The following is a 24,787-nucleotide window of genomic DNA, read 5'->3' as shown; positions in this document are numbered from 1 at the left end:
TTTCCCACTCCGGGGCACTCACGCTACACCGGTGCCTGTCCCGCCGCGTGCTGCGTGCCTACGATGGCAGGAGCACGCGCGATCCGGAGGGAGAGGCCGATGGTTCAAGTCCGTGTGGCGGGTGTCGCGCTCGACGCGTCGGGTCAGCACGTCATTCTCTTGAAGCCCATCGATGAGATCCCCGGCGAGGGCATGGTGCTGCCGATCTGGATCGGTCAGCTCGAGGCCACGTCGATCCTCGTCGCGGTCGAGCAGGCGCCCGTGCCTCGACCGCTCGCGCATGATCTCATGCGCGAGATCCTCGAGACCCTCGGCGCCTCGGTGGTGCGCATCGAGGTCAGCCGTATCGAGGAAGGCACGTTCTACGCGGAGATCACGCTGTCGACACCGCTCGGCGAGCGCGTCATCGATGCGCGCCCATCGGATGCCGTGGCCCTCGCGTCTCGCGTCGGGGCCGGCATCTGGGTCGCGTCGGCGGTGATGGAGGATGCCGGCGTGCCGGACGTGCTCACCGAGACCGATGCCGCCGAGCGGATGGATGAGTTCAAGCGGTTCCTCGACGAGGCGAGCCCCGAGGACTTCGAAGGCTGAGGGCAGGTTCTGCGACTCAGCACCCGGACTCAGCGCCCGGACCCGCTGCGGTTATTCGTTGCCGATGCTCTTGTCGATGGTGTCGCGGACTCCGTCGACCTTGTCGTCGTGCTCATCCGGCGCGAGCTTCTTCACGAATTCCGCACCAGCGTCCAGCGCGCTGTCGCTGATGCCCTCCGCCTGCTCGCTGTGGATCGCTTCGTCGATCTTGTCCTTGTTCTGGTCGAGGAAATCCTTGCCCTTGTTGACGAGGTCGTCGATGCCCATCGTGCACTCCATCCGTGTGGCCAGCTGGTCCGTCCATCGTAGGGATCAGTGTCCATGCCCGACACCCCTGTTGGGCTCGGCGAGCCGGGTCTACCCTCGAATCGAGCCATCTTGGTGGACCGCGGAGTCCGGATCCTGAGGAGCGTTGACCATGGATCAAGAGCAGCTGGCGGAGTTGCATGCCCGCGCCGAGGCACAGCTCGGGAGCATCCCCGGCGTGGTGGGCGTCGGATACGGACTCAAGGAAGTCGGTGGCCTCACCACCGAGGCACGTGCGTTTCGCGTCTATGTCCGCGAGAAGAAGCCCGAGGCGGAGGTGCCGGCCGGCGAGGTGCTGCCGCGCGAGTTCGAGGGCGTGCCGGTCGACGTGCTGGTGGTCCGCGAGTTCGAGCCACTGCACTGCGAAGACATGACGCAGCACCATCCGCTCATCGGCGGCATCAGCGTCACGAACTTCAGGCAGGGCGCCGCCAACATGTACGGCTCGGGCACGCTCGGGTTCTTCGCGACGCTCAACGGCGTCGCGGGGCCGAAGAATGTGGTCCTCGTCTCCAATCGCCACGTTCTGATGGCCAACGGCGCATCCGAGGGCAACGCGATCTATCAGCCCAGGTACATCGAGCAGGCAGGCGCCGTCGTGCTGGATCTCAGCCCTGAGTCCAGACGCGGGGTCGCCGAGATCCACGACGCCGGGGTCGAGGGCAACCACTCCTTCGCCTACCCGGGTGAGGCCGCTCAGAACTACTACGTCGATGCATCCACTGCGCTGCTCAACATCTCGGTCTCCAGTTGGTGCAAGTCCAACTGCGGGGTGTCGTACAAGGACGAGATCAGACAGCTCGACATCGGTGGCAACAACAGGATCGAGGGCGTCGCCCGAGTCGCTCAGGCCGATCTGGACGCGGGGGACTACGCGGTGTTCAAGGTGGGTCGCAGGACCGGCAAGACTGTCGGCAGGATCGTCGACATCGCCGCCGTACTGACCACCGCCGAGCGGGTCATCGAGATCGATCCCACTCAGCCCGACTGCGACGGGATCAATCAGTTCGTCGCTGAAGGCGACTCCGGCTCCGCACTCATGAATGCCCAGAACATGCTGGTGGGGCTCGTGTTCGGCAGGGGAAAGGGGGCGGAAGCCCACAAGGGGTTCGCCTCCCACATCCATCCGGTGATGGACAGGCTCAAAGCCACGCCGATCAGCACGGCGAATCCTCCGGTCTCGCCGGCCGGACAGATCGCGAAAGGCCGTGCGGCGACTGCGGCGGGCGAAGAGGATCGCAGCATGCAGCTTCGGCAGCGGGCGCAGGGCAGTCCAGGCAGCGCTCAGCTGTACGCCGCATTCGAAGCGCACCGCGAAGAAGCGGTCGGCCTGGTCAACTACCATCGCCCGGTCACCGTCGCCTGGCACAAAGGCAAGGGTCCGGCGTGGCTCGCCCATTTCGCCGAGAACGCGCGCCGCCCCGAGCATCAGATCCCGCACGAGATCGACGGGGTCACCCGTCGGGACCTCGTGACGAGGCTCGCCGATGCCTTGGATGCCGCGGGCAGCGACGGACTGCGCGCTGCGGTCAGCACCTATCGAGGCGCGGTGCTGGCGATGATCGACGGCTTCGACGACCTCCACGAGCTCATCGGTCGCATCGACGAGAACCCGGCTCCTGCCTGAGCCGGTAGCGTCGATCGCGTGAACTCGCGAGACAGCACGAACGACTCCTCGTCCGCCGACCCGCGTCCTGCCGCGCCGTGGTGGACCAGCGCGGTCGTCTACCAGATCTATCCGCGCTCTTTCCAGGACTCCGACGGCGACGGCATCGGCGACCTTCGCGGCGTGCTCCAGCGGATCGATCACCTCGTCGAACTCGGCGTGGACGTCGTCTGGTTCTCCCCGGTGTACCGCAGCCCGCAAGACGACAACGGCTACGACATCAGCGACTATCAGGATGTCGACCCGATCTTCGGGTCGCTGGCGGACCTCGACGAGGTCGTGGCCGCCCTGCACGCACGCGGCATGCGCGTGGTCATGGATCTCGTCGTCAATCACACGAGCGACGAGCATCCGTGGTTCGTCGAGTCGCGCGGGTCGAAGGACAACCCGAAGCGCGACTGGTACTGGTGGCGCTCCGCACGACCCGGGTTCGATGGCGGAGCTCCGGGAGCTGAGCCGACGAACTGGGGGTCGTTCTTCTCCGGTCCGACGTGGGAGTACGACGAGGCGACGGACCAGTACTACCTGCACCTGTTCAGCCGTAAGCAGCCCGACCTCAACTGGGAGAACCCGGAGGTCCGCGAGGCGGTCTACGCGATGATGCGGTGGTGGATCGACCGCGGGATCGACGGATTCCGTATGGACGTCATCAACCTGATCTCCAAGGTGGTGGCGGCAGACGGCTCCCTCGAAGACGGACCGGTCGCGGATGGACGGTACGGCGACCTGTTCCCGCACAGCGTGAACGGTCCGCGCCTGCACGAGTTCCTCCAGGAGATGCACCGCGAGGTGTTCGATGGACGCCGCGACACCCTGCTGCTGGTCGGCGAGACGCCGGGCGCCACCGTCCACGACGGCAAGCTGTTCACCGACCCCGCCCGGCATGAACTGGACATGATCTTCACGTTCGAGCACATGGGGCTCGACCATGGACCGGGCGGTCGCTTCGACCGGCGTCCGCTCGACCTGCTCGATCTGAAGGCCACCCTCAGTCGATGGCAGACGGGTCTTCAGGCGGCGGGATGGAACGCGCTGTACTGGGAGAACCACGATCAGCCGCGCATCGTTTCGCGCTTCGGTGACGACGGGTTGTATCGGCGCGAGTCCGCGACAATGCTCGCCACCGTGCTGCACCTCCATCGCGGAACCCCCTACGTCTACCAGGGCGAAGAGCTCGGCATGACGAACGCCCATTTCGCCGCACTCGCCGACTATCGCGATATCGAATCGCTGCGCTTCGCCGACGAAGCGGGCCGGCTCGGTCACCTCACCGACGAGCAGATCCTGGATGGACTGACATTCGGCAGTCGGGACAACGCCAGAACCCCGGTGCAGTGGGATGCCACACCCGGCGCCGGATTCACCACGGGCAAGCCGTGGCTCTCGATCAACCCCAACCACGAGACGGTGAACGCCGACGCAGAACGGCGGGATGCGGCATCCGTCTTCCACCATTACCGTCGGCTCATCGCGCTCCGTCACGACGACGATGTGGTGCGGCACGGCGACTTCGAGTTGATCCTCGCGGATGACCCGCATGTGTACGCGTTCACCCGCAGCCTCGACGGCCGCTCGCTTGCCGTCTTCGCCAACTTCACCGGCGATCCTCGCACGGTTCCCGTGTCGTTCACGGCGACCTCCGATGCGCTCGTCATCGGGAACTATCCCGACGCGCCTTCATCAGACTCCGACACGGTGAGTCTGCGCCCCTGGGAAGCCGTGGTCTACCGGGTCACGGGCGCCTAGGGTCACGTCACGGAGATCAGCGAGCGCTGCCAGCCGGACGACCCGTTCGGCGCGATGGGTGAGCGCTCCTCGATCTGCAGGTCGCCGTTCTTGTTGACGGCGCGAACGCCCACGTAGTGGGTGCCGGGCGTGGCATCCCACTCCATGAACCACTGCACCCACGTGTCGCTGTTGATCGGGGTGGAGAGCGTCGCGGGCACCCACTCGCCGTCGTCGATCTTCACCTCCACCCGCTCGATCCCCACGGACTGCGCCCACGCGACACCCGCGATCGGGATGCGGCCCGCGCTGACCGGCTTGCCGAGCTTCGGCGTGTCCACGCGTGACGAGAACTTGATCGGAGCCTCAGCGCTGTACCCGCGGGGAGTCCAGTACGCCTCATCCTGTGCGAATGTCGTGACCTTGAGCTCGGTGAGCCACTTGGTCGCCGAGACGTAGCCGTACAGTCCGGGCACGACCATGCGCACCGGGAAGCCGTGTTCGAGGGGGAGGGGCTCGCCGTTCATCGAGACAGCGAGGATCGCATCCAGCCCGTCATCCGTCAGTGCAGACAGCGGCGTGCTCGCGGTGTAGCCGTCGATGCTGCGAGACAGCACCATGTCGGCGCCCGCCTGCGGACCGGCCAGTTCCAGGATGTCGCGGATCGGCACTCCCGACCACATCGCGTTGCCGACGAGCTCGCCCCCGACCTCGTTCGAGACGCACGTGAGGGTGATCGCGTACTCGTCCAGCCCCATGGCGAGCAAGTCGTCGAAGCTGAGCTCGACGCGCTTGTCGACCATGCCGTCGATCACGAGCCGCCACGACGCGGGATCGATGGCAGGCACCGTGAGCGCGGTGTCGACGCGGTAGAAGTCCTCGTTGGCTGTGAACAGCGAGCTGAGGCCCGGGATGTCGAGCTCGGCGCCGTCGGGCACGGTCACCGTCGTGCGGGGTGCCGGCAGGCGCAGGGCGCGGCGGATCGCATCCACGGATGACGTCGCCACGCTGACCGCTCGCGCCGTCACGCCGACGATGATCGCGGACGCGCCTGCGATCCCCGCCAGGGCGAAGAAGCGGCGGCGGTCCATGCCGTTCGAAGCGGGTGACGTGGTGCCTGCTCGTTCTCGACCACCCGTCGACGCGCGCCAACCCCTGAGACGTCGGCACAGCAGGACGAGCACGACGGATCCCGCCACCGTGCCCAGCACGGGGGGCAGGAACGAGAGCGGCGTCACGCTGGCCCGCGTGACGATCGCGCCGATCGACAGGGCACCGGCGATCCCGAGCGCGACGACGCCGAGCGGTGGTCGCACGAACTCCAGCACGCCGGCGATTGCGGAAGCGATCACCACCGCGAGTCCGAGCCCGGCCAGGAGTGCGATCTTGTCGTACTCGCCGAAGGTGGCGATCGCGAACTCCTTGAAGGGCTGCGGAACGATGTCGATGACGAACGATCCGACCGCGAGGATCGGACTCGCACTCCGTGCGACCAGGAGGGCTGCAAGCTCGGCCGTCGCGAGGAACACGGCTCCGCTGATCACGCCCGCGAGAGCGCTCCACACGAGGAACCTCAACCCGCCCGTACGTTCGCTCACGTGGATCTCCTTACGGCCGAGTCGGTGTACGTGAGTTACTTCGGAGTCGACGCGCCAACGGATCGGACGCGGCGAGGCTGCGGCGAGACGTTGTGGTCACGGACTCCTTGTCGTCGTCGGTGGAGAGGCGCCCCGACCGGCCGTGTCTGGGAGGTGACTTCACGCTAGGATTCCTTCGCTGACCGACCGAGGACTCTCCTGACGATCTCGGCCACCGAGGAAGAACCGTGAGCGAACCGCGCATCGTGATCGTCGGATTCCCCTCCGCCCAGATCCTCGACATCACCGGCCCGCTCGAGGTCTTCTCCACCGCGTCACGCTTCCTGCGAATACCCCGGTACGCAACGGAGTTGGTCAGCACGGACGGCGGGTCGGTCCTCTCGACGAGCGGACTCGCGTTCGGAACAGAACCGATCGAGCAGGTGATCGGGCCGATCGACACACTCGTGGTCTCCGGCGGAAGAGACATGGATCAAGCGGCCGCAGACATCAAGCTGATCGACAACATCCAACGGCTCGCAGCCCAATCGCGTCGAGTCACGTCCGTCTGCTCGGGCGCGTTCCTTCTCGCCGCTGCGGGACTTCTCGACGGTCGGCGCGCAACCACCCACTGGGCGGAGTGCGCGGATCTCGAACGTAACTACCCGGGGATCTCGGTCGAGCCTGACGCCATCTATGTGCAGGATGGCAACATCTGGACCTCGGCCGGCGTGACGGCAGGAATCGACCTTGCGCTCGCGCTGGTCGCCGACGACTACGGACGAAAGGCGGCCGCGACCGTCGCCCGCCGCCTCGTCGTCTACCTTCGCCGCTCTGGCGGACAGGCGCAGTTCTCCGCAGTGCTTGCCGCCCAGTCGGCGAATGACGAGCCCATCCGCGACTTGCTCGACTGGATCCCCGACAACCTCACAGCTGACCTGTCGATTCCGGCGATGGCCGTGCGCACCCATTTGTCCGATCGGCAGTTCAGCCGCGTGTTCAAGTCGGAGGTCGGAATCACACCTGCGGAACATGTGGAGGCGGTGCGGATGGAGGCGGCGTGCCGCCTTCTCGAGACCACACTCCTGGGGATGGAGGAGATCGCGCGGGCGTGCGGTTTCGGCACTCCGGAGACGATGAACCGCGCCTTCCGGCGACGCCTCAACACGACGCCCGGCGACCACCGGCACCACTTCGGGCCCGTGTGACGCCGATCGCGCGAGTGGCAACGGGCAGCCACATCCGGGATCACGTGCCCAGGGACTCGCCGCTGCGAACGGATGCGACCACGTCGAGAATCGCCTGAGTGGTGGCAGCGGCGCCGTCGGGATCGGACACCAGCCCGTCGTGGCTTGCATCCTCGATAACCCGGTGGACGCTGTCGGTCGACAAGGCGGCCATCTGATCCTGGGCGACGAACCACGCGGGATCGTTCCCCAGGCGTGCCGTCAGGACGAACAGCGGCTTGCCGCCGAAGTCCTCGAGGGATGCCGCTTGCTTCACGGCGTCGCCGGCGTCGGCATACTCGTCGATGGTGCTGCGAAGATCGCGAGCTGTGGCGCCGAACAGGTGGCCGAGTCCGAGCTGGGCAGAGGCCGACGCCAACGCGAAGACGCGGTCCATGACGTACGGGTGGACCGCGTAGTCCGGCACCGCTGCGTTGGGTGCGGTCGAGTCGATGAGCACCATGCCGGAGACCTCACTCGGGTAGAGAGCGGCGAAGGTCTGCACGTAGAGCCCACCGAACGAGTGGCCCGCGAGCACATACGGTCCGGGAACCTGTGCGCGCTGAAGCAGGGTGTGAAGGTCGGCCGCGATCTGGATTCCGTGGGGGGAGGTCTGTGCGGACTCGCTCCACCCGCGTCCTGCCCGGTCGTAGACGCACACCCGAGTGTCGCCGGCCACCGCTGCGGAGATCCGCCCGAGGTCGGACGACATCGCGCCCCCGCCCGCTTCCATGACGACGGTAGGGCTGCCGGACCCCGTGCAGTACAGGTGCAGGCTGTGATCGCCGACATCGATCAGCTGTCCCGGCATGGGGTTCGCCTGCGCATCCGCAGCCTCACCGATGGCCTGGTAGCCGCCGCCGATCGAGGCGCCGGCGAGCAGGACACTGACTGCGTAGAGCCCCCAGCGATTCCGCGAGCCGCGCAGGGCTCGGCGTGCGCGCACGATGATCCAGATCGACAGCGCCAGCATCACAGGCGGCCAGATCCAGTTGAGCACCGGCTGCACAGCGGAGCCGAACAGTACGAGGAGAACACCGCTCAGACCCATCAGCAGTGCCGGCGCGAATGCCCATCGCTGGGGCTGGTCGGTGAGCCGGGCCGAAAGGATGGCCAGCATCGCCCAGCCGAGCGCGAACCCGCACAGCACCGAACCTGTGACGGCGCTCTGGGTCGCCGGCCCGAACGGGGCGACGACGAGGAGAACGGCAGCGGCGAGTCCGGCGGCGAGCGAACCGAGCAGGACGAATCCGATCCGTGCCGTGCGTGCTGGAGCGCGGCCCAGCGGGTCGTTCTGCCCCCGATCCTCTGTCGTCAGGGTGGCGATGAGATTCGACGTGGTGGTCACAACGGGCTCCGATCCTTGGATACCGCGGCGTGAGGAGCGCGGCATGTTTGTGCGGATGCACTCACGCTAGAAGCCGTTGACCGGCCCACCTAGGACACGAAGTTGACGATCTCGGACACGTGGCCGAGATCGTCAACTTCGTGTCCTAGGTGCGGCTCGTATCCGTCCATACCGTGAAATATGCCCCCGCCAATTGACGATGAATCGAGACCAGGTGCGACCCCAACGCAGTGCCGACATGCGGTGGCTGTGGCTGTTCACGACCGCCGCCGTCACGGCGATCGTGATCGCGTTCGGGCGCTGCAAGAGCAACGAGCGAATCGCGCGGACGATCGCAGACGGCGTCGCCCGTCGGCGAAGCGAACCGACTCCGCACCGTCTCGTCGAGTCGCATTCCGTCCTCTCACCACCCACTTGGAGAATCTCATGGCACGCATCTTCCGCCGGATCGGAATGATCGCCCTGTCGGCGGTCATCGCGGTTGTCTCATTCGCAGCGATCGTGGTCGCCGGCATTGTCCAGTCCGGCCAGCCGTCATCCGCCGCCATCTCACCGTCCGAACCGGTTCCGATTACGGCACAGCACGTGGCTGCGCCGGCCGAGTTGCGGCCTCTCGTCGTCGCGGTGGTGCTCGGGCAGTCGGGAACCGACGCCGCCGACGCCCTGGCTCCCTACGAAGTGCTCACCAGCTCGCCCGCCTTCACCGTCTACACGGTCGCGGCGGCGACTCAGCCCGCGGCCCTGGACGGTGGCATGGCCATCGCGCCCGACCACACGTTCGCAGACGTCGAGTCCGGGGCCGCGCCCGCGCCGGATCTGATCGTCGTGCCCGCGGTCAACCTGCCCGACGGCCCGGAAGAGCAAGCGGCCCGTGAGTTCATCGCCACTCGCTACGCCGCCGGCGCCCGGGTGCTCGGCATCTGCGCAGGATCCCGTCTGCTGGCCGCATCCGGCATCCTCGACGGGAGCACCGCGACCTCGCACTGGTCGCGAATCGGTGCCCTCGAGGAATCCCGCCCGGCGGTGACGTGGGTCCGCGGCGAGCGCTATGTGCAGGACGGGCGAATCACCACCACCGGTGGAGTCACCTCCGGCATCCCGGGAACGCTCAAGGTGATCGCCGACATGGCCGGACCGGCGGAGGCGACGCGCGTCGGCTCAGAGGTCGCATACCCGGGATGGTCCCTCGACGGACCAACGCGCATGCCGGCGCAGTCGTTCGGCACCGAGGATGCGGGAGTCCTCCTCAACACCGCCTTTCCCTGGTCCCGCCCGACGATCACCGTCGAACTGCCCGAGGGCGTGGGGGAGATCGACGCCGCCGCACTGTTCGAGGTCTACACCTACTCGCAAGCGGTCTCGACGAACGCCGTCTCCGCCACCGGAACCGTTCACACTCGCCACGGCCTGACGATCCGCACCGGCCGGACGGGCGAGGACACCGACACCGCGACCCTCGTCGCGGGCAGCCTCGTCGGACGCGCGGGGTTCGGCGGGTTCGATGCGGCGATCGAGCAGCTCGCGCGCACCACCAGTCGGGAGATCGCCGTGTCCGTCGGCAAGATGCTCGAGTACCCGCTCGACCGCACGACTCTCAGCGATGCGCCCGCCCCGGACAGCTGGCGCGCTCCCGCCCTCCTCGCCACCGCCGTGCTGCTCGCAGCCGCGTTCGGCGGCATCCCCTGGGCTGTGCGCCGGACGGCGGTGCGCCGGCGACCGTAACGGGTGACGACCCCGCTGAGTGCCGAGGCGATCCCCGTTCCGGTGGCGCTCGCGGCGCCACGACCAGCCGCACGGTCCTGCGATGAGGGCGCAGGGTGCGGCCCGGGAATCCGGCCGCGGCGATAGGCGTTCTGTGTCGATGTGTATCCTGCGCGTGTCGACGTCGTCGTGATCGGTGCGGGTCAGGCTGGTCTGTCGGCCGCGTACCACCTCGCGCGACGCGGGTTCGTTTCGAGCGGACGCGCGACCGAAACAGATCAGACGTACGTCGTGCTCGACGCGAATGCCGGGCCCGGAGGAGCGTGGCAGCACCGATGGGCCTCGCTGAAGATGGCAACGGTCAACGGCATCCACGAGCTGCCGGGGTTCGCGGTGCCGCCGGCCGATGCGCAAGCGGCAAGCCGGGATGTGCTGCCACCGTACTTCGCCTCGTACGAGGAGGAATTCGCCCTCGACGTGCGACGCCCGGTGCGTGTCACCGCCGTCCGCCGCGACGACGATCGACTCGTCGTCGAGACCGATGCCGGTGTCTGGACAACGCGGTACGTCATCAACGCGACCGGCACCTGGACTCGTCCGTTCTGGCCGCACTACCCCGGCCAGAGTCGCTTCCGCGGGCGTCAACTGCACGTCGCGGATTACGTCTCGGCGGAACAGTTCGCCGGCAGGCGGGTGGTCATAGTGGGCGCCGGCATATCGGCGGTTCAGCTGCTCGACGAGATCTCGCGCGTCGCCGAAACGTTCTGGGTGACGCGGAGCGAGCCGGAGTGGTCCGAGGAGGCCTTCGACATTCCCGCCCGAGTAGCCGCGATTGCGGGCGTCGAGGATCGTGTGCGTCGCGGGCTACCGCCGGGGAGCGTGATCTCGGTGACCGGGATGCACTGGACGCCGTGGGCTCGCGCCGCGCAGGCGCGAGGAGCGCTGGTGCGGCATCCGATGTTCGCGTCGATCGAGGAGAACGGCGTGCGTATGCCTGACGGTTCGCTTGTCGAGGCGGACGTCATCCTGTGGGCGACAGGATTCCGTCCAGCGCTCGAGCATCTGGCGCCCCTGCATCTGCGCACACCGGAGGGCGGGATCCGCGTGGCGAACACGCGTGCGACCGACGAGCCGCGTCTCTTCCTCATCGGGTACGGGCCTTCGCAGTCCACCGTCGGCGCGAACCGTGCCGGTCGCGAGGCCGTGAGGGCGATCGTCGCGGATCGGCAGCCCCTCGCGGCCTGAAAGCCGCAGCGGACCGCGAGCAGCCTGGTTTGCTGCGGTGACGGTGCGCAGCCGTTCATCCACAAGAGCCGCCGAGCTCGGATGGCTCATCGAGCGGGGGGCTCGCTAGAGTTTCGTCATGGGGGAGGACGTCCCGGCACAGGAGTTCACACGCGCCGATCGCACACGTCATCGTGAGAAGGTCCGGCGCAACCTCGACGTGTTCGCGCGGATGCTGCGCGAAGCGCACTTCGACACGGACGACCCGCTGACGGGTCTGGAAGTCGAGTTGAATCTGGTCGACGAGGCCGGTGATCCGGCCTTGCGAAATGCGGAGGCCCTCGAGGCGATCGCTGACACTGCATTCCAGACGGAGCTCGGTCAGTTCAACATCGAGATCAATGTGCCGCCCGCCCGGTTGCGCGACGGGGGTCTCACCACGTTCGAGCAGGGCTTGCGGCGCAGTCTCAACGACGCCGAGGCGCGGTCGTCGGCCATCGGCGCCCACCTCGTGATGATCGGCATCCTTCCCACCCTCGCTGAGGGGCACCTACGACCCGACAGCATCAGCGCCAATCCGCGGTACCGGCTTCTGAGCGAGCAGATCCTCAACGCGCGCGGCGAGGACATCTCGATCTCCATCGACGGGCCTGAACAGCTGGTCACCACCGCGGACTCGATCCTTCCCGAGGCTGCGTGCACCAGCACGCAACTGCACGTCCAGACCTCACCGGACTCGTTCGCGGCGTACTGGAACGCCTCCCAAGCAATAGCGGGCGTGCAACTCGCGGTGTCCGCCAACTCGCCGTACCTGCTGGGCCGGGAGCTGTGGCGCGAGACGCGGATCCCGCTCTTCGAACAGGCGACCGACACGCGGAGCGAGGAGCTGAAGATACAGGGCGTGCGGCCGCGTGTGTGGTTCGGCGAGCGCTGGATCACCTCGGTGTTCGACCTCTTCGAGGAGAATGTCCGGTACTTCCCGGCGCTGCTGCCGATCGTCCACGACGACGACCCGATGGCCGTGCTCGACGCCGGCGGCATTCCGGCCCTCGCAGAGCTGCGGCTGCACAACGGCACGATCTATCGGTGGAATCGCCCGATCTACGATGTCGCCGGCGGGATGCCGCACCTGCGCGTCGAGAACCGGCTGCTCGCCGCCGGTCCCACCGTCGTCGACACCGTGGCCAACGCCGCCTTCTACTTCGGGCTCGTGCGCGCGATCGCCGAGAACGACCGACCGCTCTGGTCCCAACTGTCGTTCACGAGTGCCGAAGAGAATTTCCACACCGCCGCCCGCGACGGCATCGACTCCCAGCTCTACTGGCCGGGCGTCGGCCAGGTGCCCGCCACCGAGCTCGTGCTGCGACACCTACTGCCGCTCGCGCACCAAGGGCTCGAGGCATGGGGAGTCGAGACATCCGCCCGCGACCGCCTGCTCGGCATCATCGAAGGGCGCTGCCTCACCGGAGTCACGGGCGCCGGGTGGTTCGCGGACAGGATGCATCGTCGAGCCGACATGGAGCGCTACGACGCTCTGCGAGCCACCCTGCTCGAGTACCGCCAGGCGATGCACACGAACGAGCCCGTACACACCTGGGGCTGACGAGCACGGATGCGCCCGCCGTCTGGCACCGTGTTCCCCCCTGGATCCGGCGAGCGGTCGATTGCTCGTGCTCACGCGTCTCTCGTGCATCGCACGAATGAGAACCGGCATCCGGACGCAGGCTCGATGTCGTGCGGAGCCTGTCGTCATCGGCATGACTCCGAGTCGTCGTCCGCGCTCAGGGCTAGACGAACTTGATGGGGAACTCGGCGATGTGCAGTCCCGAGGCGCGGACGAGCTGCTCGATCATGGTGCGCTGCCCCTCGGGCGCGACGATCTGCACTCGTTCGATCCCGTCTTCCGGGGTGCCACTGCCGTCGGCCCAGAAATTGCGGACATCGTGGTCCTCGGCGAGGCGCGTGAGGAGAGCAACATAGGCGTCCTCTTCGCCCGGCTCCACGATCAGGCCGAGAGTCGACGCGTTGATCTCGAGGTGCGCTGTCGGGCCCATTCCTGCGCCAGCGAGCAGCTCGCCGGAATGCGCGACGAGCGGCAACAGGCTGGCGAGACTCGCTTCGCTTACGGCTGACTCCTCCCCGAGGGCGACGAGCGTGAGCATGCCGTCCTCCCAGATCGACGACTGAATGGCGAGACCCGGAACGACTCGGTCGATCTCCTCGACGAGACCCACTGCGTCGAAGCCGAAGCTCGGACAGGGGGAACCGCCTCCGCCGTCTTCGGGCTCGTCCGACTTCTCGTGGACTGAGACGAGTGTTGCCGTGGCGGTGTGCACGCGAAGCGACCACTGGATGTTGCCGGGATAGTCGGTCGAGCAGGCGGCATCGAGGACGCCCGGAAGGCCCCCTTCGTCGACGGTGACCGCGATCGACGATGACGGCGCGTCCACAAAGGGCGCCTCGACCCAGCGGTCACTCTCGACGCTGCTGACGCCGGGGAGGTCTTCGATCTGCGCCGCCACCGCATCGAACTCCTCGCTCGGCCGGCCGAATCGTGTGTCGTCGATCATCCAAGCGAACGTGGTGGCACCGCCCACCACGACAACCACGACCAGGACACCCACAACCGTCAGCAACGCCCAGAGAACGATCCTCGACCGCGAGCGATCACCGCTGCCCCCGGCAGGAGCATTGCTCGGTTCAGCTGGGTGCACCGCCGCCATCCGAATCACCTCCCCATCAAAGCCCGGTCCCGAGACTCCACCGAACCTATCGCGCGCCAGCAACGGACACGAGAGCAGAATGGCCACAGACCGGCTCGACGAAGGAGTACGAGATGTCTGACGACGAAGTCTTGCGATCACTCAACATCTCAGTCGCCGACTGGGAGCAGCGTGGCGACGAGACCGCCGTCGCGCGTTTCGACGAAATCCTGAGCGACGACCTGCTGTTCCGCCGCGCCAACGGGGAGGTCGTCGACAAGACCACATTCATCGCGGGGGTGAGCCCCCACAGTCCATTCGCAGACCGCACTTCCGAGGTCCTGTCGGTCCAGGTCCTCGGGAAGAACGCTCTGGTGATCGTGATGGTGACGACCACAGATCCCCAGGGAGTCGCATCTCAATTCCGCAACGTCCGCGCACTCACGCACTCCGACCAAGGCTGGCAGATCCGTTTCTGGTTCAACGAGCGCTGGGGCGCACCCACGCCGGCACACTGAGGACGTGCCTCCTGGCCGCAACCCGGGGGTACTCATGGACCAGCATCAGCGGCTCTCCGGGGGGAGGGAAACGCGCTGACGCCGAACAGTCGCCCTACCTGTTCGCGCACAAGCTCGGGCGCTTCCATGTAGGCGAAGTGGCCGCAGCCAGGCAGAACGACGAATCGAGAGTCGGGAATCGCGCCGGCAATGTGTTCTGCCAACCGGATCGGGATGAAGTCGTGCTCGCCGTGAAGGAGCAGGGTCGGCACGGCGAGGTGATGCAGCCGGGGCAGGAGATCATACGTCGGCGACGACCACGTGTCCCGGTACAGCCGCTGCTCGATCGCACGCGCCAGCAGCACCCGCTCGGGAGTGAAATGCGCGCGGAGCCGTGGGATCACTCGGTCGAGTTGATCCGTGGCGACCAGAGCGGGTCGGAAGTGCAACCTGTAGTAGTCGAGCTCGGCGTGAAGGGCTCCTGCCCGGAACGTGTCGGACGCGGCGAGGGCATCCATGGCGTTGATCTCGCTGGCAGGCCGGATGCTCCGCAGGTGACGCCGGAAGACCTCGGCGTCGTGGTGGGAGGCCGGGGCGGTGTTCATCAGAACCAGGTGCGACACGCGTTCCGGATGCCGGGTGGCGTACTCCATCGCGAGAACACCTCCCCAACTGTGCCCGAGGACTGCCACCGTCTCCAGCTCGAGATCGCTCCGGACGGCGTCCAGATCCCCCATCTCTGATATCAGGGTCACGTCCTTCGGTCGCACGCCGTCGGCCGACCGCCCCCGCCCTCGCTGGTCGTAGTACACGAGCCGGAACTTCTCGGCCAGGCGGTCGAGCTCCGGCAGGAGGTAGAAGTGGTCGAAGTCGGGGCCGCCATGCAGAACGATGATCGTCGGGCCTTCACCGATGACACGGACGCGCAGTCGAGCGCGGTCCACTGCCAGGAAGCCGTACGTTGCGCGCATTGTCGTCTCTCCCACGATTGTCATCCCCCACGACTCGAGTTGTCTCCTCCTTCCTCATGCTGGTCGCCCCCACACCCCCGCAGTATCGTCGGTCTCGGGCCGCACTGTGGAGCGCAGCTCTGCCGGCCACGGAAGGTCGCCCGCGCATTTGCGCGACGATGGAGTGCCTCGCCTCCAACGAATGAGGGATCGCATGGGCAGCGAACGACGTACCGTGACCACGGCTGACGGACGGAAGCTCGAGGTGCTGACGGCGGGTGACCCCGGCGGGTACCCGTGGCTGTGGGTTCCTGGCAGTCCGTCCCTGATGTGATGCCGGACCATCCAGGTAGCTTGAACTCGTGATCTGGGATGTCGTTTGCACCATCGTGGGCGCGGCAATCGTCATATACGGGTTGTCGGAGATCTTTCTGACGCTCGTCCACCCGCACGCACGAGGGCGGCTGACCCGCGGGATCGTCGCAGGCATCTGGAGCCTCACCGCGCGCTTCGGGCGACGAGCGCGAGCCGCATCCGGCCCGCTCGCCGCGATCACCGTCGTCCTCGCGTGGGCAGCGATTCAGGCGATCGGCTGGGCACTCATCTACCTCCCGCATGTGCCTGAGGGCTTCCTCTACTCCGACGGAATGGATCCCGCCGGGTACCCCGATGTGCTCGAGGCCCTGTACTTCTCGATGGTGTCGCTCTCAACGCTCGGCTTCGGCGAGGTCGTTCCCACCGACCCGGTCGTCCGACTGCTGTCGCCCCTGCAGGCGCTGACGGGGTTCGCGCTGCTGACAGGCGGAGCGACATGGCTGCTTCAACTCTTCCCGACCCTCGCGCGCAGGCGCTCGACCGCCCTTTATCTGACCCTGCTTGGCCGCGCGCACTACGCGGAGCAGCTCGGCGCGCTCGATCCCGTCGGACCGTCGGCAGTGCTGCATACGGTTGCGCAGCAGATCGCGAGCGTGCGCGTCGACCTCAGCCAAAGTCCGGAGTCGTACTACTTTCGTGAGGGCGAAGCGCCCACCTCTCTCGGGCACGCGCTGCCGGTCGTTGCAGCGCTCGCCGACGCCGCGGCCCAGTCACCGCACGCCGACCTTCGCATCGCCGGTTCGATCCTCGACGACGCGCTCGAGGACCTGGTCGGATGCCTGCGCGACAACTTCGGCGCAGAGGGCGAGTCACGCGCCGACGTGATGGAGTCGTTCGCGCGCGACCACTCCTGATCAGCGGTGCGGCGGATATTCGGTGTCGTGACCGTGCGTCCAGCCGCGACCGATGCCGGGTGATGGCTGATGCCACGTTGCACGATTCGAGTCCGATGAGGGTCCGTGCCTACAAGCACATCTGTTCGGCGCCACGCGCAACCGGAATCACGGGGTGTCCTTCTTCTCGCCCCGCGATTGCCGGATGAAGCCCACGATGAGGGTGCCGACGAACAGGATGATGCCGATGATTGCGAGCCAGAGAAGACCTTCGAAGACGAAGCCGACGACCGCAAGGATTGCCCACACGACGAGCAGGATCACGACGAACGTCCACATGCGGCTTACCGTACGCGCGTCACCCTTGCGTCGCAACGCCTCCGCGTGCGCGAACCGGGCCGAATGTGCAGCCCTTCCATACGAGCGCGAGCGCGATCACTATGGATTTGTCCGCAACGAGCAATGAGGAGACAAGATGAGCGTTTACCGAGTGATCGACGTGATCGGCACGAGTGCCTCGTCCTGGGAGGAGGCGGCCCGAGAAGCTATCAGTACGGCGGCGGGATCGCTGCACGACCTTCGCGTCGGCGAGGTGACGAAGCAAGACGTCGTGGTCGGCGACGACGGGACGCTGTTGTTCCGGGCCCGGATCCAGCTCTCGTTCAAGTACGCGCCTGAGTAGGCCGGTCTCCAGCCAACCCGGGCGGTCGATCGAGACCGCCCGGGGGTTCGTGCACGGACGCGGTCTGGGCATGTCTGACGTCACCAGGCGTGGCGGATGCCGGTGAACAGACCTCCGAGAAGCGACCGACTTACGGTCGGCTCCATCGAGTGCCATGGTGGCCACATGGAGATCATCGAGTGGTGGGCCAAGCTTGACTCCGACGCCAAGGCGTGGCTGATTGCCCACAACGGCGAAGCGGTGTCGCCGGACGTGCTGAGCAAGATCGTGGCCGCCGGCGGCTCCGTGAGCTCGAGCGCGTGGTGGGTCGGCGAGTCGGGCCCCGACGGCTTTCTCTTCTCGGACGAAGCAGTCGACTGGATCGAGACCGCAGCGAACGACGAGTCCGACTGATTCGCGTCCGACGGAAGACCGCAAGGTCCAGTCTCAGGACGGAACAGAGCACAATGCAGAAGACATCACTGATCGCCCTCGCACGGCACGAACTCGCTCACGCGATGGAAGCGTCCAGCGGTAGGAGCTCCAAGACGGTGTTCGGTGGCCACGAGCACCAACTCCGCCAAACGGTGATAGCCCTGCGAGCCGGTGAGAACCTGTCCGAACACGCGAACCCCGGAGAGGCGACGCTGCAGGTTCTCCACGGACGGGTCCTTCTCAAGGCCGGCGAGGTGTCCTGGAACGGCTCAGTCGGAGACCTCCTGACGGTCCCTGCCGGACTCCATTCGCTGGACGCGGTCGAAGACTCTGTCGTGCTTTTCACGGTTGTCAAGATCCGCTGATCTGATCGTGCCTCGACCAAGGGCTCGAACCGCTAGCCGCGACCGTCCTCATGGAGACCGCTAACGGACCGTCTCATCGGCGAATCGGCGATCGCTCCTCGCCGAACCGTCTTGTGCGAAGGACGCGCACGTGCAGGCGCATGTTCGAACCCGACGCCGGCGCGGCGGCACTGGTCCGGGTCTATGCTGACCGCGTCGAAGGAGGATCACCGTGAACGTCGACATCGAGGTCGTCCCGCTTGAGAAGCCGGACGACGTGAACGTCATCGTCGGTCAATCTCATTTCATCAAGACAGTCGAAGATCTGCACGAGGCGCTCGCCGGGGTGGGCGGCAGCCTGAAGTTCGGAGTCGCGTTCTGCGAAGCTTCCGGTGCGCGGCTGGTCAGACGTACTGGCAACGACGGCTCACTGGTGGACCTCGCGGTCGCGGCGGCGGTGGCCGTTGGTGCCGGGCACTGCTTCGTGATCATGTTGCGTGACGGGTTCCCCGTGAACGTGCTCAACCAGGTCAAAGCGGTGCCAGAGGTGTGTTCGGTCTACTGCGCTACGGCTAATCCGGTGCAGATCCTCGTCGCCATCACGGACGCCGGCCGCGGCGTGGCAGGAGTGATCGACGGCGAACCCCCAGTCGGTGTCGAGAACGAGCAGGATGTCGCGGACCGCAAGGACCTGCTGCGCGCGATCGGCTACAAGCTCTGACGCGGGTCGGACCGCGGGTCGTAAAGGGACAGCGCGTGCGGTCGTGCCGGACGTCACCTGGGAGCCGTGACTGGCCGATGACGCCCCGCGCTACGACCTGGAGGCCGCGCGCTCGGTCGTGATCGTGCTGGGCTGAGTGGCGGTATGGACCGGCTTTCCTCTGGGCGTCTACTACGCAGTCAGGCTGCTTGTCGGAGCAGTCCTCGGCCTCGTGACGCTCGGATGGCGAGAGCCTCGGCTCCGGACAACCGAACCGAGACTCTGACCGGGCCCGGGGGCCAGCGTCCGATGGTTGCCCGCTAACGTGCGCTGAGGCACCTCAGGGGGCGACACCGCTGCCCCTCGTATACGGCTCGAGCCCCGTCACGCGGACCCGCTTTCGCATCTTCGCAGTCTCGCCCTGATGCTGAGTGTCGGGAGGTGTGGTTACCGTCAGGTTCGTGGCAGTTTCTGATGCGCTCGCTGGGCTGGATCCGGCACAGCTTGAGGCGGTCGAGCATGGCGATGGGCCGCTTGTGGTGGCGGCAGGGGCGGGCACGGGGAAGACGCGGGTGCTCACTGCACGGGTTGCGCGGCTGCTTGAGGCGGGGGTGGTGCCTGAACGGATCTTGTTGTTGACGTTCACTCGGCGCGCGGCATCGGCGATGCTCTCTCGGGCTGCGGTGATGTGCGGTGACGGGCAGGCTGCGCAGCGCATCGCGGGGGGCACGTTCCATGCCGTTGCGCATCGCATCGTCGCCGAGCACGCGCAGCATCTGGGGTTGGCGGATGTGACGGTCATCGATCCCGATGACGTCATCGACCTGATCGACCTGTTGCGCGCGGAGCACGGGCTCGACGGCACCGAGGTACGGCTTCCCACGACACGCACCATCGCCGACATCGCCTCCCGCGCCATCAACACCGCGACCCCGGCCCGCACCGTCATCGAGCAGCAGTTTCCCTGGGCGCTCGAGCAGGCCGACCAGGTCGCCGGTCTGTTGCGCCATTACCGCGACCGTAAGCGCGAGCGCGGCCTGCTGGACCTGGATGATCTGCTCATCGCCTGCCGGGCTCTGGTCGCTGACCCCGATGTCGGAGCGCGGCTGCGGGCGCGGTGGGACTGGGTGCTCGTCGACGAGTATCAGGACGTCAACCAGTTGCAGGTCGACATCGTGCGCGGGCTCAGTCCCGACGGCCGCGGGCTCACCGTCGTCGGTGACGACGCGCAGGCGATCTACGCGTTCCGGGGGGCGTCCGCCGGGCACCTGCTCGAGGTCATCAACGCGTACCCCGACGCGACGCTGGTGCGGCTGGAACGCAACTTCCGTTCCACGCAGCCGATCCTCGACCTCGCGAACCAGGTCCGCCCGGGCGAGCTGAGGCTGCGGCTTACCGCCGACCGTCCGCAGCCGGGCGCCCGGCCGACGCTGGTCAGCTGCCGCAACGCCGACGACGAGGCCCGCACGATCGCGGACCGCATCCTCGCCGCGCACGTCGATGGCACACCGCTGCATGCGCAGGCGGTGCTGATGCGCACCGGATCCCACAGCGCGCAGCTGGAGGTCGAGCTCAAGGTACGGGGGATCCCGTTCCACAAGTTCGGCGGGATCGGCTACCTGGAGACCGCGCATGTCCGCGACCTGCTGGCGTCCTTCCGAGTGGTGCTCAATCCGGCAGACGAGGTGTCCTGGTACCGGCTGCTCACCCGGCATCGCGCGATCGGCAAAACGAGTGCACGCAGCGTTGCCAGGATCCTCTCGGACGGGGGCGTCGATCACAGGGCCGACGCGGTCGCGGCGGCGCCGGCGAAGGCCCGCACCGGGCTCGCCTCGACCCTGTCGCTGCTCGGCGCCGTCGACGCCACGACCGCCGTGTCGGAGCTGGTCGAGGCCTGCCGGAACGCGGTGGATCCGCTGTTGCGCGCGCACTACCCGGATTGGCAGCGTCGCGTCACGGAAGTCGACGGCGTCGCACAGGCCGCCGCTCAACAAACTGATCTCCGTACGTTCGTCGCCGAGCAGGCGATCGACCCGGTGAACGTCGCCGGTGACTGGGCGAAGCAGCCTCATCTCGACGAGGACTGGCTGACCCTGTCCACGATCCACTCGGCGAAGGGCCTCGAGTGGGAAACCGTGCACCTGTTGCGCGCCAACGACGGTGCAATGCCTTCCGACATGGCACTCACCTCGCCCGTCGGTCTCGCCGAGGAGGAGCGCCTCTTCTACGTCGCGCTCACCCGCGCCCGCGACACCCTCGACGTGTACGTCCCCTCGCAACTGCCCACGCATCCCACAGCGTTCATGGCCAAGCACGTCGCGGCCAAACCCAGCAGATTCCTCACCGAGCCCGCACGCGCTCTCATGGACTCGGTCAGCACCGCCGCCGTCACACTTCAGCCCGTGACCAGCCGGGCCGTCACGGCGCCACGCGTGCGCATGGACGCGTTCGACGAACTATTCGCCTGAACTGGATCGGCCGGTCGCGCTGCAAGAGCGAGGACTTGCTCGCACCAGAAGCAGCGGCCCCGCGATCCTCCGGGCTCGGGGTCGCCCCGCGGCCGGACAGTTGCGCCGCGCGGCATCCAATCGCGGTCGGTCTTACTCGTCGACGCTGACCGTCGCGATGTCATCGAGGGACTCGACGACATCCTCGGGGTCAACGCCGTTGTCGCACTGGATTTCCAGCGTGTACACGTTGCTCATGGTGGATGTCGCATAGTCCAAGTTTCGGAAGACGCGTGCGGTCAGGAGGAATGAACCTTCATCGTTGCTCCAGAGGAGTGTTCTGGTGGCGACCTCTCCCTCCCTTGCCGGTCCGTCGGGGCCGCCGCTGAGTGCGAAGTGCCCGTCGAACGCGTACTGGGCCAGCTCATCGGCGGTCGCGCCCGAGACTTCAGCAAGATATTCGTCGGAGGCGGCCAGATCGTCTGTCGCTGTCGCGTCGAAGGTCTGTTGCCAGTACTCGGCCGTGCATGTGCCCTCGTCGTTCACGAAGATGATCTCGCCCTCTCCAGCGTCGGGGCTCGATATCCAGGAACTGTTGTCCGCTCCAAGGGAGAAACTCCAGCCGACCATCGTCAGCGGGTCCAGTGCAGCACCGTCAGCGAAACTGAGCGAATCCATCTCGGGTTCGGCTGTCCACTCCACCGTGGCGAGTACATCCGCACCCACAGCTACCTGCTGACCTTCCGAACGCCCCTGTGTTGCGACGATCGCCTGATCGTCGGTGCCGTCGGCGACAACCAGGTCAAGGCCGATCGCCTCCAATTCCGAGCGCGCCTCGGCGACCGTCATACCGACGAGGTCGGGAACCTCCACCAGATCGCTATCCGGCGCGCTGCTCGAGGGACTTGATGCAGCTTGCAGTGATGACCCTGAGCTCGCGGTGACCGCGACTGCCGCGATCACCGCGATCCCCGCGACGAGCACGATCGCGCCGGCGACCGAACCCCCAATGATCCAGCCCTTCTTGGATCGCACTTTCGTGGCGACGTCACCCGCCGCGGGTGACGTTCGGGGGGCAGTCGCATCAACGGCTGGAGGCTCTCCGCGGGGATCCGGAGAATCTCGGCCCACCTCGATGCCAGGTCCTCCCGGCTCCCCGAGACGGCCCTCACCCCCCGCCCCAGCCGGATGAACGCCGTCGCAGTCGGAGCCCGCACTCGGCTCGTCGATACTCCGCGGATCGTCGTCAGACATAGCACGATCCCCAGGTAGCACCCGTCCAAGAGGGAATCCCTCTCTTGCGAGAATGATGCACCTCGCAGACGGACCGTCTTACGGACCGCCCACCGACTGCGGCTGCCGGACACGTACAGTCTGCGTTCGTTACTTGACCGCCCTCCGCGGGTGCCGACCTCACGCCGATTGAACCGGCATCAGCCGACTCCACGGCGTGCTCCTCGGAGATGCGCCAGCGCTGAGAGGTAAGCCGAGGGTCTCCGGGCTGGTTAGCAGAGACTGTGCGCATTGTGGTCGAAGGTCCATAAATCCGCTGTCACTTGGAATAGCGAGAGTTCTATTTCACGCGCTGGGCGGAAACCTTACTCGATGACCCCGATAGATTGGCCTGGAAGTAGTACGGGTCAGTGAGGATGGTTGCAGACGGGGTGGCCGTCATCGATCCCGTCCAAAACGCGGTCGATGTTTGGCTGCCGTAAACAATTGCCGTCCACGCTTTCGACCGTCCGTCACAAATTTGACCGGGCGTGTAGGGGGAGGCAAAACCATAACCCTGGGCAACGGGCTGCTTGCCTATTTGTTGTTGGAGTGTGACCTGGACGTTGAATCCGATGGCGAAGTCGCCGGTGCAACGCAGCGTGCCGCTCACCGTGACCTTTCCGGACCGGTCTATCTTCGAGGATGAATCGACAGAGATCGAGCCCGTTATCGGGGTGTAGGCGCGAACCTCGAAGTTGAAAGGCCCCGGAGTGGGGTAACTCACGACCTGGATCAGGTACGTCCCGCCGGCCACGGTACGGAACGGTCCACCGCAGCCGATAAGGTCGCCGTCGACGTCATAGACCGCGACACCGGCCGAGGCCGGCCGCACCGACAGGTCGCTGGCGGTGGCTGTGGTCACTGAATACCAGACGGATCCGGTGATGCCTCCGCAGGGTTGCTGCTCGCCGGGTTCGATCGTGGCGTTGGTGGTATCCGCGCTCACGGAAGCGGGCAGATTGCCCACTGGTTGCGCGTTCGCCCTGTCGTCGTTGGCGGGGCGGATAAGCTCCTGAACGTCGAAGGTGAAGGTGCCCAGCGCTCCATTGAAGTCCGCCGCGCGGATGTAGTAGGTGGTACCCGCCGTGGCGTCGAAGTCAACCAGTTGTGGGTAGAAGTAGCCGAGGGGGCTCTGCGTCCCGCATGTCACCAGTATCAGCGCGTCGAGGGACGTGCCCGTGTACACCGAGAGGGCAACCGTCTGAAAGGTGATGTTGTCGTTCGCTTCCGCTTTGACGGACATGTCGTGGTCGGGCGCGAACCGGTACCAGACAGATGCGACACCACCGCTGCAAACGGTCTCCTCGCCTGGCTCGACCGAAGCCTCGCTGCCATCCACCGTTTCGGAAGACGGCAACTGTGTGATCTCCGTTGCAGCAGCGAAGTCGTCGTTCGTGGGCGCCGCCGCATGAGCAGGAGCCGCGGAGACGAATAGGCAGGCCAACGCCGCCACGATGAACGCGCAGAGCCGTTGACGCCAAGTCAGTCGTGCCTTGATGTGCGGTGACATTGTCGTTCCTTTCGCCCCGCCTGCGCAGCGGTTACTGACACTTATCGAAGGCGCGCTCGATTGAGAACCGCCGCGGCGCAACAGCAGACGCCGCGCGCGACTATTCGGTACGCGGAATACCCGCGAACTGGCCGTTCCCAACGACCCTTTTTCCCCGGCGGCGACCCTTTTGTCGCCGTTGAGACCGGACAATACACCCGTGTATCGACACCCCGCAAGTGCTATTCGATGTGGTCGCACGTCTGGTGGCCAAGCCACGCCCCGCGCTTCCTCGGAGGTCCGACACCCGACGAGGCCCGAGTTCGATGCGCCATTGCATTCGAAGTAATTTGGGTGCACCAACCTGGCCATATGGGAATTCTTGACCATGCTCGTGCGGAGGGCGCTATGTCTGGTGATTCGGGGAATGAAGACTGTCCGTACGTGAAATCGGCTGTTGACGACGTGCGTAAAGCGGAATTCACCGCTGTGAGCCATCCGGTGGTGGGAAATCGCTCCGGCGGCGCGGCGGGTCGGCTCATCGTGACCGCGGAGACCACGGATGTCGACGGGACGGCCTCGATGACGACCGCAGTTGGGTCGCGAACCTCTATGACGGGCCGGTGGCGTGGCCGTGCAGACGGTGAAGCAGGACCACGATGCCGACGGGGTGATCGACACCGTTACGACGACGACGGTTTCGGCCAAGGAGCCG

The 24,787-nt window shown here is 66.6% G+C and carries 22 protein-coding genes; 14 read left to right on the top strand and 8 right to left on the bottom strand.

Annotated features, from left to right (window positions below; all coding sequences use genetic code 11):
- Window positions 1-99: 99 nt before the first annotated feature.
- Window positions 100-591 (top strand): bifunctional nuclease family protein, encoded by a 492-nt coding sequence (locus tag ABD188_RS17215; RefSeq protein WP_344065148.1) that lies wholly within the window; start codon window positions 100-102, stop codon window positions 589-591.
- 51 nt (window positions 592-642) lie between these two features.
- Here the strand turns inward: ABD188_RS17215 and ABD188_RS17210 are convergent, their stop codons facing one another.
- Window positions 643-858: an Rv0909 family putative TA system antitoxin gene (locus ABD188_RS17210; protein ID WP_344065145.1), complete on the bottom strand. Its 216-nt coding sequence runs from the start codon at window positions 856-858 to the stop codon at window positions 643-645.
- A gap of 151 nt (window positions 859-1,009) precedes the next feature.
- On the opposite strand from ABD188_RS17210, the gene ABD188_RS17205 reads away from it, so the two are divergent.
- Window positions 1,010-2,524 carry a hypothetical protein gene (locus ABD188_RS17205; RefSeq protein ID WP_344065142.1) on the top strand — a complete coding sequence of 505 codons (1,515 nt, stop codon included), beginning with the start codon at window positions 1,010-1,012 and terminating at the stop codon, window positions 2,522-2,524.
- 18 nt (window positions 2,525-2,542) lie between these two features.
- Window positions 2,543-4,309 (top strand): glycoside hydrolase family 13 protein, encoded by a 1,767-nt coding sequence (locus tag ABD188_RS17200; protein WP_344065139.1) that lies wholly within the window; start codon window positions 2,543-2,545, stop codon window positions 4,307-4,309.
- Between the two features lie 2 nt (window positions 4,310-4,311).
- Here ABD188_RS17200 and ABD188_RS17195 read toward each other — a convergent pair whose 3' ends face one another.
- On the bottom strand, window positions 4,312-5,886 hold the full coding sequence (locus tag ABD188_RS17195; RefSeq protein WP_344065136.1) for a molybdopterin-dependent oxidoreductase: 1,575 nt from the start codon (window positions 5,884-5,886) through the stop codon (window positions 4,312-4,314).
- A gap of 227 nt (window positions 5,887-6,113) precedes the next feature.
- On the opposite strand from ABD188_RS17195, the gene ABD188_RS17190 reads away from it, so the two are divergent.
- Window positions 6,114-7,073 (top strand): GlxA family transcriptional regulator, encoded by a 960-nt coding sequence (locus tag ABD188_RS17190; protein WP_344065133.1) that lies wholly within the window; start codon window positions 6,114-6,116, stop codon window positions 7,071-7,073.
- A gap of 40 nt (window positions 7,074-7,113) precedes the next feature.
- On the opposite strand, the gene ABD188_RS17185 is transcribed toward ABD188_RS17190, so the two are convergent.
- A complete protein-coding gene (locus ABD188_RS17185; protein ID WP_344065131.1) occupies window positions 7,114-8,439 on the bottom strand; it encodes an alpha/beta fold hydrolase in 1,326 nt (441 codons plus the stop codon).
- A 426-nt stretch (window positions 8,440-8,865) separates the two neighbouring features.
- Here ABD188_RS17185 and ABD188_RS17180 point away from each other — a divergent pair, with 426 nt between their 5' ends.
- The 3 genes from ABD188_RS17180 (at window position 8,866) to ABD188_RS17170 (ending at window position 12,967) form a co-directional block, all read left to right on the top strand.
- On the top strand, window positions 8,866-10,161 hold the full coding sequence (locus ABD188_RS17180) for a DJ-1/PfpI family protein (RefSeq protein WP_344065127.1): 1,296 nt from the start codon (window positions 8,866-8,868) through the stop codon (window positions 10,159-10,161).
- Window positions 10,162-10,302: 141 nt separating this feature from the next.
- On the top strand, window positions 10,303-11,385 hold the full coding sequence (locus tag ABD188_RS17175; protein WP_344065125.1) for an NAD(P)-binding domain-containing protein: 1,083 nt from the start codon (window positions 10,303-10,305) through the stop codon (window positions 11,383-11,385).
- Window positions 11,386-11,503: 118 nt separating this feature from the next.
- Window positions 11,504-12,967 (top strand): glutamate-cysteine ligase family protein, encoded by a 1,464-nt coding sequence (locus tag ABD188_RS17170; RefSeq protein ID WP_344065123.1) that lies wholly within the window; start codon window positions 11,504-11,506, stop codon window positions 12,965-12,967.
- 184 nt (window positions 12,968-13,151) lie between these two features.
- Here the strand turns inward: ABD188_RS17170 and ABD188_RS17165 are convergent, their stop codons facing one another.
- Window positions 13,152-13,934 (bottom strand): hypothetical protein, encoded by a 783-nt coding sequence (locus tag ABD188_RS17165; protein ID WP_344065120.1) that lies wholly within the window; start codon window positions 13,932-13,934, stop codon window positions 13,152-13,154.
- Window positions 13,935-14,200: 266 nt separating this feature from the next.
- On the opposite strand from ABD188_RS17165, the gene ABD188_RS17160 reads away from it, so the two are divergent.
- Window positions 14,201-14,584 (top strand): nuclear transport factor 2 family protein, encoded by a 384-nt coding sequence (locus ABD188_RS17160; RefSeq protein WP_344065117.1) that lies wholly within the window; start codon window positions 14,201-14,203, stop codon window positions 14,582-14,584.
- Window positions 14,585-14,616: 32 nt separating this feature from the next.
- On the opposite strand, the gene ABD188_RS17155 is transcribed toward ABD188_RS17160, so the two are convergent.
- Window positions 14,617-15,549 (bottom strand): alpha/beta fold hydrolase, encoded by a 933-nt coding sequence (locus ABD188_RS17155; RefSeq protein ID WP_344065114.1) that lies wholly within the window; start codon window positions 15,547-15,549, stop codon window positions 14,617-14,619.
- Between the two features lie 326 nt (window positions 15,550-15,875).
- Here ABD188_RS17155 and ABD188_RS17150 point away from each other — a divergent pair, with 326 nt between their 5' ends.
- A complete protein-coding gene (locus tag ABD188_RS17150; RefSeq protein ID WP_344065111.1) occupies window positions 15,876-16,742 on the top strand; it encodes a potassium channel family protein in 867 nt (288 codons plus the stop codon).
- Window positions 16,743-16,889: 147 nt separating this feature from the next.
- On the opposite strand, the gene ABD188_RS17145 is transcribed toward ABD188_RS17150, so the two are convergent.
- Window positions 16,890-17,060 (bottom strand): hypothetical protein, encoded by a 171-nt coding sequence (locus tag ABD188_RS17145; RefSeq protein ID WP_344065108.1) that lies wholly within the window; start codon window positions 17,058-17,060, stop codon window positions 16,890-16,892.
- A gap of 136 nt (window positions 17,061-17,196) precedes the next feature.
- Here ABD188_RS17145 and ABD188_RS17140 point away from each other — a divergent pair, with 136 nt between their 5' ends.
- The 5 genes from ABD188_RS17140 (at window position 17,197) to ABD188_RS17120 (ending at window position 21,329) form a co-directional block, all read left to right on the top strand.
- Window positions 17,197-17,403 (top strand): dodecin family protein, encoded by a 207-nt coding sequence (locus ABD188_RS17140; protein WP_344065105.1) that lies wholly within the window; start codon window positions 17,197-17,199, stop codon window positions 17,401-17,403.
- Between the two features lie 165 nt (window positions 17,404-17,568).
- Entirely contained in the window at window positions 17,569-17,796 is a 228-nt protein-coding gene (locus ABD188_RS17135) for a hypothetical protein (RefSeq protein WP_344065103.1), read from the top strand.
- 53 nt (window positions 17,797-17,849) lie between these two features.
- A complete protein-coding gene (locus ABD188_RS17130; RefSeq protein WP_344065101.1) occupies window positions 17,850-18,182 on the top strand; it encodes a cupin domain-containing protein in 333 nt (110 codons plus the stop codon).
- 211 nt (window positions 18,183-18,393) lie between these two features.
- A complete protein-coding gene (locus ABD188_RS17125) occupies window positions 18,394-18,882 on the top strand; it encodes an adenosine-specific kinase (protein WP_344065098.1) in 489 nt (162 codons plus the stop codon).
- A gap of 440 nt (window positions 18,883-19,322) precedes the next feature.
- Window positions 19,323-21,329 carry an ATP-dependent helicase gene (locus tag ABD188_RS17120; RefSeq protein WP_344065096.1) on the top strand — a complete coding sequence of 669 codons (2,007 nt, stop codon included), beginning with the start codon at window positions 19,323-19,325 and terminating at the stop codon, window positions 21,327-21,329.
- Between the two features lie 132 nt (window positions 21,330-21,461).
- Here the strand turns inward: ABD188_RS17120 and ABD188_RS17115 are convergent, their stop codons facing one another.
- Both ABD188_RS17115 and ABD188_RS17110 read right to left on the bottom strand, forming a co-directional pair.
- Window positions 21,462-22,562 carry a PASTA domain-containing protein gene (locus ABD188_RS17115; RefSeq protein WP_344065093.1) on the bottom strand — a complete coding sequence of 367 codons (1,101 nt, stop codon included), beginning with the start codon at window positions 22,560-22,562 and terminating at the stop codon, window positions 21,462-21,464.
- A gap of 319 nt (window positions 22,563-22,881) precedes the next feature.
- On the bottom strand, window positions 22,882-24,093 hold the full coding sequence (locus ABD188_RS17110; protein WP_344065090.1) for a hypothetical protein: 1,212 nt from the start codon (window positions 24,091-24,093) through the stop codon (window positions 22,882-22,884).
- Window positions 24,094-24,787 lie beyond the last annotated feature (694 nt).

The sequence above is a fragment of the Microbacterium pumilum genome (genome assembly GCF_039530225.1).
Lineage (GTDB): Bacteria > Actinomycetota > Actinomycetes > Actinomycetales > Microbacteriaceae > Microbacterium > Microbacterium pumilum.
This window is presented reverse-complemented; position numbering and strand designations above follow the sequence as displayed.

Bases quoted from the DNA above. Each gene is read 5' to 3' on its own strand.
- ABD188_RS17215 (WP_344065148.1), top strand. From the start codon at position 100: ATGGTTCAAGTCCGTGTGGCGGGTGTCGCGCTCGACGCGTCGGGTCAG.
- ABD188_RS17210 (WP_344065145.1), bottom strand. From the start codon at position 858: ATGGGCATCGACGACCTCGTCAACAAGGGCAAGGATTTCCTCGACCAG.
- ABD188_RS17205 (WP_344065142.1), top strand. From the start codon at position 1,010: ATGGATCAAGAGCAGCTGGCGGAGTTGCATGCCCGCGCCGAGGCACAG.
- ABD188_RS17180 (WP_344065127.1), top strand. From the start codon at position 8,866: ATGGCACGCATCTTCCGCCGGATCGGAATGATCGCCCTGTCGGCGGTC.
- ABD188_RS17170 (WP_344065123.1), top strand. From the start codon at position 11,504: ATGGGGGAGGACGTCCCGGCACAGGAGTTCACACGCGCCGATCGCACA.
- ABD188_RS17165 (WP_344065120.1), bottom strand. From the start codon at position 13,934: ATGATCGACGACACACGATTCGGCCGGCCGAGCGAGGAGTTCGATGCG.
- ABD188_RS17160 (WP_344065117.1), top strand. From the start codon at position 14,201: ATGTCTGACGACGAAGTCTTGCGATCACTCAACATCTCAGTCGCCGAC.
- ABD188_RS17145 (WP_344065108.1), bottom strand. From the start codon at position 17,060: ATGTGGACGTTCGTCGTGATCCTGCTCGTCGTGTGGGCAATCCTTGCG.
- ABD188_RS17140 (WP_344065105.1), top strand. From the start codon at position 17,197: ATGAGCGTTTACCGAGTGATCGACGTGATCGGCACGAGTGCCTCGTCC.
- ABD188_RS17135 (WP_344065103.1), top strand. From the start codon at position 17,569: ATGGAGATCATCGAGTGGTGGGCCAAGCTTGACTCCGACGCCAAGGCG.
- ABD188_RS17130 (WP_344065101.1), top strand. From the start codon at position 17,850: ATGCAGAAGACATCACTGATCGCCCTCGCACGGCACGAACTCGCTCAC.
- ABD188_RS17115 (WP_344065093.1), bottom strand. From the start codon at position 22,562: ATGTCTGACGACGATCCGCGGAGTATCGACGAGCCGAGTGCGGGCTCC.
- ABD188_RS17110 (WP_344065090.1), bottom strand. From the start codon at position 24,093: ATGTCACCGCACATCAAGGCACGACTGACTTGGCGTCAACGGCTCTGC.